Consider the following 8,014-nt stretch of genomic DNA (forward strand, 5'->3'; position numbering starts at 1 on the left):
TCGAAAAAATCTGTTATTTCGATGAAAATGACATTTATACTACACTGTACTATGAAACGAACGATCTAAAATTTGGGAGGTCTTTGTATGAAGAGAACATGGTTAGTATCCGCGTCCGCTATGCTCACCTTGTCGATCCTATTTACAGGCTGCAGTAAGAACACTACAGACAACAGCAGCACAGTGGGAAATGTAACACCGAAAGATGCAACGGTAACCAAAGTGAAAGTCAGATTATCGTATTGGAACAAAGAAGACAGTGTAAAGACGCTTCTGCAATTATTCAAAGATAAACTTCCCGATGTAGATGTGGAGTATCAATTCATCGATAACAAGACTTACCCAGATGTCATCAAAACACAACTTGCAGCAGGAGAAGGTCCTGACATTATCGGTGGAATTATAGACGCGAATACCGTCAAGGCAGGTTACTTCGAAGATTTAACAGAACGCTACGCTAGCAAGTATTATGAAACCGGCACGTCCACCGTAACATTCGATAATAAACTGTATGGGTTGCCGCAAGCGAGTTGGTTTAACGGCGTTTACTATAACGTTGATCTATTCGCCAAATATAACCTAACGATACCAAAAACGCTCGATGAGTACTTCCAAGTCGCGGACGTGTTGAAGAAGAATGGCATCAAACCCCAAGCGATCGGTCTAAAGAATCCTAACGTAGCGGGCCAGTCCTTCCTCGGTTTGGCATTAAATGATTATATCGGTACAACGGAAGGAAAAAAATGGAATGAAGATTTTGGCAAAGGAACTGCGAAAATGGTCGATGCGCTGGAGCCTGCTTTGACGACATGGACGGAATACTTGAAACACGGTGTCTTCACCAAAGATATGCTTGGGCTTGAAGAAGAACAAGCCATTGACGAATTTACAAGCGGCAAGGCAGCGATGTTCCAAGCAGGACCTTGGTACATGGATACCTTTAAGCAAAAAGCACCTAACATGAAGATTGATATGTTCCCGAACCTGGGGACAAAAGGCGGTCTGGGTTGGATGGTCGGCGGTCCAGGGGTATCATTTGGTTTGAATGCGAAATCCGAAGTCAAAGACGCAGCCTACAAGGTGCTTGACCTGTTGTCGACACTAGAAGGTCAGAATGCTTACTGGGCCGATAATAAAGGCGGTTCATCTTTCTTGAAAGGGGTTACTTTTGAAATGCCAGCAGAGTACAACGGTGCTCAAGAAGCGTTCAAGGCGGGCAATGTCATGTACCCTGTTAATAATTGGGGCGTTGCTGGTGCTGCCTTCACAGATCTAGGAAAAGGTATACAAGAACTCATAGCCGGTATTAAAACACCTCATCAAGTGCTAGAAGCGGTAGACAAGAAAGCAGCTGAACTGCTAGAGAAATCTAAATAGGCCGTATAAATTACAAGGGGCAAAGCGTTTGCCCCCTGTACATCCTATAAGCTAAAGGTTGTTGTCCATGAACAAACCAAACATGTTCAAACGAGAGATCAATTATGTTCTGCTTCTGATTCCTGCCTTACTTATTTATTGTACCTTTTTCATCATTCCGACGTTAAAGACCGCTTTATACAGCTTTACAAACTGGTCGGATGTACATCCGGTCGTTGTCAAATTTGTTGGTCTAGACAATTATATAGCTCTATTTAAAGAATCAATCTATTTGACAGGTATTCGTAACACATTGATCTATGCGGTACTCGCGATGCTTGGGCAGAATATACTAGCTATTCCATTAGCGGTACTGCTCAATAAAAAATTAAAAACAAAAAATCTGCTTCGGGCTGCGTTCTTCCTTCCTGCGGTGTTCAGCGTATTGGTTATCGGTTATCTCTGGAATTTTATGTACTCACCCTCCGACTTTGGCTTGATTAATCAACTTGTCGTCGCTCTTGGATTTGAACGCATCAATTTTCTCGGAGATCCTCATCTTGCACTCTATTCGGTCATCATCGCCTCCGTATGGCAGTGGGTTGGTTACACCATGGTTATTTATTTGGCCAACTTGCAGAGCATCTCAACAGATTATTACGAAGCGGCGAAGATTGACAGAGCGAGTGGGCTGCAAATGTTCCGCTATATCACACTTCCTCTCCTGCTTCCGGCGATCACGTTCAATACGGTAATGGGGATGATAAACGGCATGAAGGTATTTGATATTGTTTATGCCTTGACTGGCGGTGGACCAGGGTATTCTACGGAAACGATCGTATCACTCATGCTCAAGAAAGGGCTCAGTGAAGGTTTCTATAGCTACGGAGCCGCATTCGGTATCGTCTTCGTTATCCTCGTTGGCATCATCACCTTTATTCACATGTCACTAATCAAGATGTGGGAGCGGCGATAATCATGAATCGATATTCCAAAAAAACTGCTGTCACGGAAATTATGATGCTCGTCTTAGCGGCGATTTTTATGATCCCTATTTACTATTTGATCATCACGACATTTAAGACGCCAGCTGATGCGGTCTCTGATCCGATGGGCCTTCCAGTTAACATCACGTTCGACAATTACATTCGCGCCTTTAAGGCAATGAACTACTTGCATGTGCTCGGCAACAACCTGATCATTACGATTTCCTCTGTTGCGGGTATTGTGATGTTTTCTACGATGGCTGCTTACAGCTTGGTACGACGCACGAATCACTTCAATCGGATCGTGTTCCTTCTATTCATGGTTGGGATGATGGTACCGTACCAAATGGGAATATTAGCTCTTTATAAGCAGGTCGCCCAGCTTGGACTTATGAATACCCTCACTGGCATTATTCTTATAGAAATTTGTTACAGCCTTCCGTTCTCTATCTTCTTAATTAAAAGCTTTATTAGCTCTACCGTTCCATTTGAGCTGGAAGAAGCGGCAAGAGTAGACGGATGTGGGGTTTGGAGGACATTCTGGCAGATTGTATTCCCGCTGCTTACTCCGGTGATTGCCACTGTAGCGATTTTGAATACGCTTGGTGTGTGGAATGATTTCATGACGCCATTGTTGTTCTTGCAATCCCGATCAAAGGGTGTATTGCTCTTAGAAGTGTTCCGCAATATTGGGCAATTCTCGACCGACTGGACGAATTTCTTCCCGATGATGCTCCTGGCGGTCGCACCGCTCATTCTGTTCTACATTTTCATGCAAAAATATATCATTAACGGCATCACGTCCGGTTCTCTAAAGGGATAGGAGCTTAATGCTTTCCAAGAGAAACCCTTTGAAGCTGAATACTGCTACTCCTAGGTTCTGTACTTAAGACGAATACATGAAAACCCTGATCCGGATGGAGCAAGGTTTCATGTATTCGTCTTTTTCATTTCTTTTGATCCGGAGAAACATAGTTTCAGCGCCCAGGATTCTATCGTTCACATTTGGACTGTGGGCATGCTTGAAGATCCATCGATACTCTCTTCATATATTGAACAGATCCTTGCTTTACCGAAAGACCTTATTGAAGAAGTGATTCGGGAAATTCCTAGGGATTGGAGTGTGCCGATTCAAGACAGAGAGGCCCTTGTTATCTCATATTACAGAAAAAAACATTTGCCGATTCGGTGTATCAATTTGCAAAAAAATATGGAAGGGGCTTAATTTCTTGACGGTGGCGTCACCAAGCTAACTTTTATTTGAATCTCACTATTATAATTGTTGGTTCGAGCGCACGATCTCTCGGTAATTTGCAGCTTGTGCTCCATGAGATTCTTTTGCCATATCGACATGAGATGGTCTTCAACGATTAACTATTTACCTCTTTAACTCTAAATAATTCATATTATAATCTTCTCCTAAGAAATTCATCTCTCCAGAAAATCCATTTAATTCCCACTCTCCATTTTTGTTTGGAGTAAACATGTATTCTCTTTTCCAATCCTTTAACTTCTCATCATCACCAACATATTCTTCCTTAATGCTTAATCTAGTTTGATTAAAAAACTCATTCTCAAAGTAACTCTTATAAATGACCGCATTTGTTATTGTTATTCCTTTATGAAAGACAGTTGGGTATAATGTGTTCGGTTGTACATACATATCTGACTCGGGATCGGCATCCATATTATTGATAAATAATATAGATAGAATATCCTTAGCATGGTCTCCAAACTCTTCGGTAAAAGATTTCTCTAATTCCTTATACTCCAGTTTTGACACCTTTTCTCTCAACGCTAAATCAATGATCATTTTTTCTTTCTTCTCAACCATTTCAATTGCAGTGTTTTTGTCGAAATCAATTGTTTCTTCTTTTATCGGCTTTATTTGTTCTGATGATTGACAAGCCGATAAAAACAAAATAACCATAATAAGTAAAAATAAGCGGAATCTCCTCATAATTAGCTACCCTCCCCTACAATTACTCCCTTTTTTAAATGTATATAAATTATAGTTTTTACTAAGTTTGGACGTGGTCGCGTGATTCTTAAATTATTATGTTCTCCGTAATCAGTCTTCCTCCTCTTTGTTCCACTAATCTGCCAGTTACTTCAACAATCATTAGCAAACTCGCTGCCACTACTGGACTAACGTGTCCCATTAGCGCAATGATCTAACTTTAAAAATGATACGGTTCAGCATATCATCCTGAAGGCGAAATTACCTGTGCGCAACGCGACTGCCAATCCATGTCGATAGCCGCGTTTTAGTTATTTTATTTAGCTATAGTGTCCCGTTAGCGCAACACCCTATGAAGCTTAAGAACCTTGTTAGTGTTTTAAGGTAAGGAGGGTTCCGATGAGCTGCGTACTTTGTTTTCTTTAATTACGGGCTTCTCTAGTTTGCTAAGCCTCTTTGATTGATTTTATAAAAAACCATTTTGCCATTAAGCAAGGATTTACTTAGTTCAATAAGACTTGGTATATGTTCACGTATCCATACATGCATTCCTTCATTACTTACTCGAAATGCGTAGAGTTCGCATATTACCAAAAACATGAAATCTTCTAATTGTGCAATGTCTATCTTCCTTGTAATTATATTTGTGTAGCTGGAAAGCAGATCATCCCGTAAATCACTTTTAATAAATAGGGCAGCAGAAGCCACATCCATTGCGTAATATCCAAATCCCGATAATCCAAAGTCAATGAATGAGATTCCCGATGATGTGCTAATTAAGTTGCTATGGTGAATGTCGGCATGGATGAATCCCCATGTTTCAGAACTTTTGCTCAACCCTTTCATACGATCAGTTACCAGCGAAAATGTATTTTCAAGAATTTTAAATTCCTCGGTGGTGATAATACCAATATTTTCGCCTGATCGAAATTTGGTCAATATGTTATTAAGCCACTCTATCTCATAATGGGGTCTTATAAAACTTAAACCATGTTCGAAACTCCTCGAAAACTGATGTAAATGTGCAATACGCTTCCCCAAGGTACTAACCATTTCCTCATTGGTGAAATCTATCTTAGACATGGTTTCCCCTGCAATCCATCTCAAGACGGAACAATATACTTCTTCGCTCTTAATGACAACGTTTGTTACTAGTTCACCATTTATATTCGGAATAGGGATTTGAACAGGTAATTCGGAATGAGATGACCAAGCTAACAAATATTCTAGCTCCGATTGAATCGCCTCACGCGTGTTTTGTACACCCTGCATGTTTTTTGTAATTGGTTTATGCATTCGTAACAAGTAAGTGTCTTCAGATCCCTTTTCTGTTACCTTGTAAGTAATGTTTTCATTATGGCGAATAAATTCCACAATAGGGTCGATAAAAGAATAGTTCAGTATAACTTCCTTAAAACACTTCGTATAGTTCATAGAATGCCACTCCTTAGCATAGTAAATTATCCTCACATTTTTAGCTCAAACCACCTAAAACTGAAAGAAAATGACCATATCCCCCTCTACTCTCACGTTCCTCGTTTTAGGAGATTTTTATATTACTGCATATAGGATGTTACATTCACTTGCTTCTGAACTAAACTGCCCGTTACTTAAATGAAAACAGCAGCTGATCGTTTGACCAGCTGCCTATATATCATGGTTCAACTATCGTTTCCCTTTACTTCAATAAGCAACTCAAGACACTATCCTTTAAAAGGTTCGTGCACAACGAGCATATTACCGCTAGGGTCAAAAAACTCAAAATCCATGCCTTCCCCTCTTTCCTCTCTGACCTCGCCAATCCGAACCCCATTCTTCTGCAAGTCATCCAAAAGACTGCGTATGTCTGCTGCTTCGATTCCAATAACAGGTTGTATACCATCCCTAAGTTGAAAATGAGCATATGTATCATGTTCCGTTTCCCATAAGAAGAAGTGTGGTCCAGATGGAAGTTCAAGAATAACCATTTTATTATCCCCGCGCCTCCATCTCACTACAAATCCTAAGTTTTCTACATACCATGAAATGGACTGTTCAAGATTTTGAACTGGCACCATTATCTAGTATTTGATTATTTCTCCTGACATGCCCAGAAACGATTTCCATATGGGTCAAAGAACATCATGACTCTGTCAGGACCACCAATGTCATGAATATCTCCCACAGTTACACCGCTGCGAATCAAATCGGATTGCAGCTGCTCGATGTTATCCGTTGTAAATTGTATAGAATAATGTGGATTCAGCTTAACGTTTCCTGTGTACCATATACTGTTCTCGTCGTCCTCTTCTTCCCCGAAAAGTAAGATTTCTTGTCCGTTTACTAGTTTTAGGCTGGCAATGCCCATCTTCCAAATGAGATCGAATCCTAGAACTTTCACATACCAATCAATTGCTTTTTCGTAATCTTCAATATTCCCTGATTTAGTAACCGGAATGCCTAAGACAATATCTTTCACAACGTTACTCATTAGAGTTCCTCCCGTTATAGTTGAACTGCCTGCAGGATCACTCCGGCAGCCTCCTCGTTAATGCATGATGTTCACTTCAAAACACGCATCGTGTCCAATACGATGGTATAGCCGTCGAGATCTTGCAAGTACGCGTTCTTGACTTCCCAGCGTCCATGCGCAGCCAATAAGAAAGGCTCTATCGCGATGTTGCCGCCCTATCGTGTCCCGTTAGCTCAATTATCTTTCTATATCATCGATATACTTTAACCGTTGACTTAATCACTTCCACCAAAGACAATGACATATCCATCCAAGTCCTTGACAGCAAAATGTTTCCACTGACTATTTCCCATGGGTGCTATTCTTGGTTCGTATGCAATTATCGCTCCCTTTGACCTAAATTCATTATACAATTGTCCAACCCCGTCAAAATTGCTATAAAAATAAGAATCCCATCCAATAGTTTGCTCGTCCTCGGTTGGTTTATCTGGCTTTGGATTAGGGCGAACGTCTTCCAGCTTAATAGCTTGTTGAAGGATAAAGCCAAGATTATTACCGCGTTCGGCATGTCCCCATCCGTCAACTTGGAATCCAAGTACATCTTGATAATACGTTCTTGCTTTATCGAAATCCGAAACTAATCTTACTTGTAGGAAATTCTTAAGATAAGCAATCTCATTACTCAAGGGAACAACCACCTTTATTTTTGGTATGTTTCCCTCTCAGTATAAGGAACATTTGTTCTTGTGTAAAGTTTTTCCTTTTTAGTAAACTGCCCATTGGCTTAATAAAATTAGCAGACTGTGGTAGCCTTCGCAACATTAAGTTTTATTGAACTATCGTGTCCCGTTAGCTCAATGATCCGTACTTCTACCTATGATACGATTCACCGTAATGTATCTAAACACAAAGTACAGATGACCACAAAATATACATCAATATATAAAGACAAGACCACTCCTGACAATGGAGTGGTTTCTTTGGATAGAATTTCTCTTTTATTGATTTATCGTACCCTTTACCTTTATTTATTCTTGATTAAATCAGAAATCAAGATACCGTTTATTTTCAATCCAGTAATGTCGCAATCAGTTATCTCAACATTTGATAAATCACAATTTCTTAATTGCCCATTGGAAAGGTTACAGTTATGAAAACTTACTGGTTTATAATGCCCCTCGGGATTGTAATTTCCGTCCCCTTCCATAGGGAGAACCACATTATGAAATTCCGTTCCAAATAAATGGATGTGGTCAATAA

9 protein-coding genes are annotated in these 8,014 nt (G+C 40.2%); 3 read left to right on the forward strand and 6 right to left on the reverse strand.

Annotated elements, in window-relative coordinates; translation table 11 throughout:
* Positions 1 to 87: 87 nt before the first annotated feature.
* The 3 genes from ACFQZR_RS14055 to ACFQZR_RS14065 all read left to right on the forward strand — a co-directional run bounded on the left by ACFQZR_RS14055 (position 88) and on the right by ACFQZR_RS14065 (position 3,165).
* A complete protein-coding gene (locus tag ACFQZR_RS14055; RefSeq protein WP_379346815.1) occupies positions 88 to 1,377 on the forward strand; it encodes an ABC transporter substrate-binding protein in 1,290 nt (429 codons plus the stop codon).
* A 67-nt stretch (positions 1,378 to 1,444) separates the two neighbouring features.
* Positions 1,445 to 2,332 (forward strand): carbohydrate ABC transporter permease, encoded by an 888-nt coding sequence (locus ACFQZR_RS14060; protein WP_379346817.1) that lies wholly within the window; start codon positions 1,445 to 1,447, stop codon positions 2,330 to 2,332.
* A 2-nt stretch (positions 2,333 to 2,334) separates the two neighbouring features.
* Positions 2,335 to 3,165, forward strand: coding sequence for a carbohydrate ABC transporter permease (locus ACFQZR_RS14065; RefSeq protein ID WP_379346819.1), 831 nt, complete (start codon positions 2,335 to 2,337; stop codon positions 3,163 to 3,165).
* A 555-nt stretch (positions 3,166 to 3,720) separates the two neighbouring features.
* Here the strand turns inward: ACFQZR_RS14065 and ACFQZR_RS14070 are convergent.
* The 6 genes from ACFQZR_RS14070 to ACFQZR_RS14095 all read right to left on the reverse strand — a co-directional run.
* On the reverse strand, positions 3,721 to 4,272 hold the full coding sequence (locus tag ACFQZR_RS14070; RefSeq protein WP_379346821.1) for a hypothetical protein: 552 nt from the start codon (positions 4,270 to 4,272) through the stop codon (positions 3,721 to 3,723).
* Between the two features lie 468 nt (positions 4,273 to 4,740).
* Complete coding sequence (locus ACFQZR_RS14075; RefSeq protein WP_379346823.1) at positions 4,741 to 5,736, reverse strand: phosphotransferase; 996 nt, start codon at positions 5,734 to 5,736, stop codon at positions 4,741 to 4,743.
* 269 nt (positions 5,737 to 6,005) lie between these two features.
* Complete coding sequence (locus tag ACFQZR_RS14080; protein WP_379346825.1) at positions 6,006 to 6,359, reverse strand: VOC family protein; 354 nt, start codon at positions 6,357 to 6,359, stop codon at positions 6,006 to 6,008.
* A gap of 14 nt (positions 6,360 to 6,373) precedes the next feature.
* Positions 6,374 to 6,772, reverse strand: coding sequence for a VOC family protein (locus tag ACFQZR_RS14085; protein WP_379346827.1), 399 nt, complete (start codon positions 6,770 to 6,772; stop codon positions 6,374 to 6,376).
* A 257-nt stretch (positions 6,773 to 7,029) separates the two neighbouring features.
* The gene (locus tag ACFQZR_RS14090; RefSeq protein ID WP_379346829.1) at positions 7,030 to 7,440 is read right to left on the reverse strand and encodes a VOC family protein; all 411 of its coding nucleotides are present in this window, start codon (positions 7,438 to 7,440) and stop codon (positions 7,030 to 7,032) included.
* A 338-nt stretch (positions 7,441 to 7,778) separates the two neighbouring features.
* On the reverse strand, positions 7,779 to 8,014 hold a 236-nt coding region (locus tag ACFQZR_RS14095), incomplete at its 5' end, for a pentapeptide repeat-containing protein (RefSeq protein WP_379346831.1).

Source organism: Paenibacillus sp. GCM10027629 (assembly GCF_042676425.1).
GTDB classification, from domain to species: domain Bacteria; phylum Bacillota; class Bacilli; order Paenibacillales; family Paenibacillaceae; genus Paenibacillus_K; species Paenibacillus_K terrigena.

Coding starts and splice junctions, on each gene's coding strand:
- ACFQZR_RS14055 (WP_379346815.1), top strand. CDS start 88: ATGAAGAGAACATGGTTAGTATCCGCGTCCGCTATGCTCACCTTGTCG.
- ACFQZR_RS14060 (WP_379346817.1), top strand. CDS start 1,445: ATGAACAAACCAAACATGTTCAAACGAGAGATCAATTATGTTCTGCTT.
- ACFQZR_RS14065 (WP_379346819.1), top strand. CDS start 2,335: ATGAATCGATATTCCAAAAAAACTGCTGTCACGGAAATTATGATGCTC.
- ACFQZR_RS14070 (WP_379346821.1), bottom strand. CDS start 4,272: ATGGTTATTTTGTTTTTATCGGCTTGTCAATCATCAGAACAAATAAAG.
- ACFQZR_RS14075 (WP_379346823.1), bottom strand. CDS start 5,736: ATGAACTATACGAAGTGTTTTAAGGAAGTTATACTGAACTATTCTTTT.
- ACFQZR_RS14080 (WP_379346825.1), bottom strand. CDS start 6,359: ATGGTGCCAGTTCAAAATCTTGAACAGTCCATTTCATGGTATGTAGAA.
- ACFQZR_RS14085 (WP_379346827.1), bottom strand. CDS start 6,772: ATGAGTAACGTTGTGAAAGATATTGTCTTAGGCATTCCGGTTACTAAA.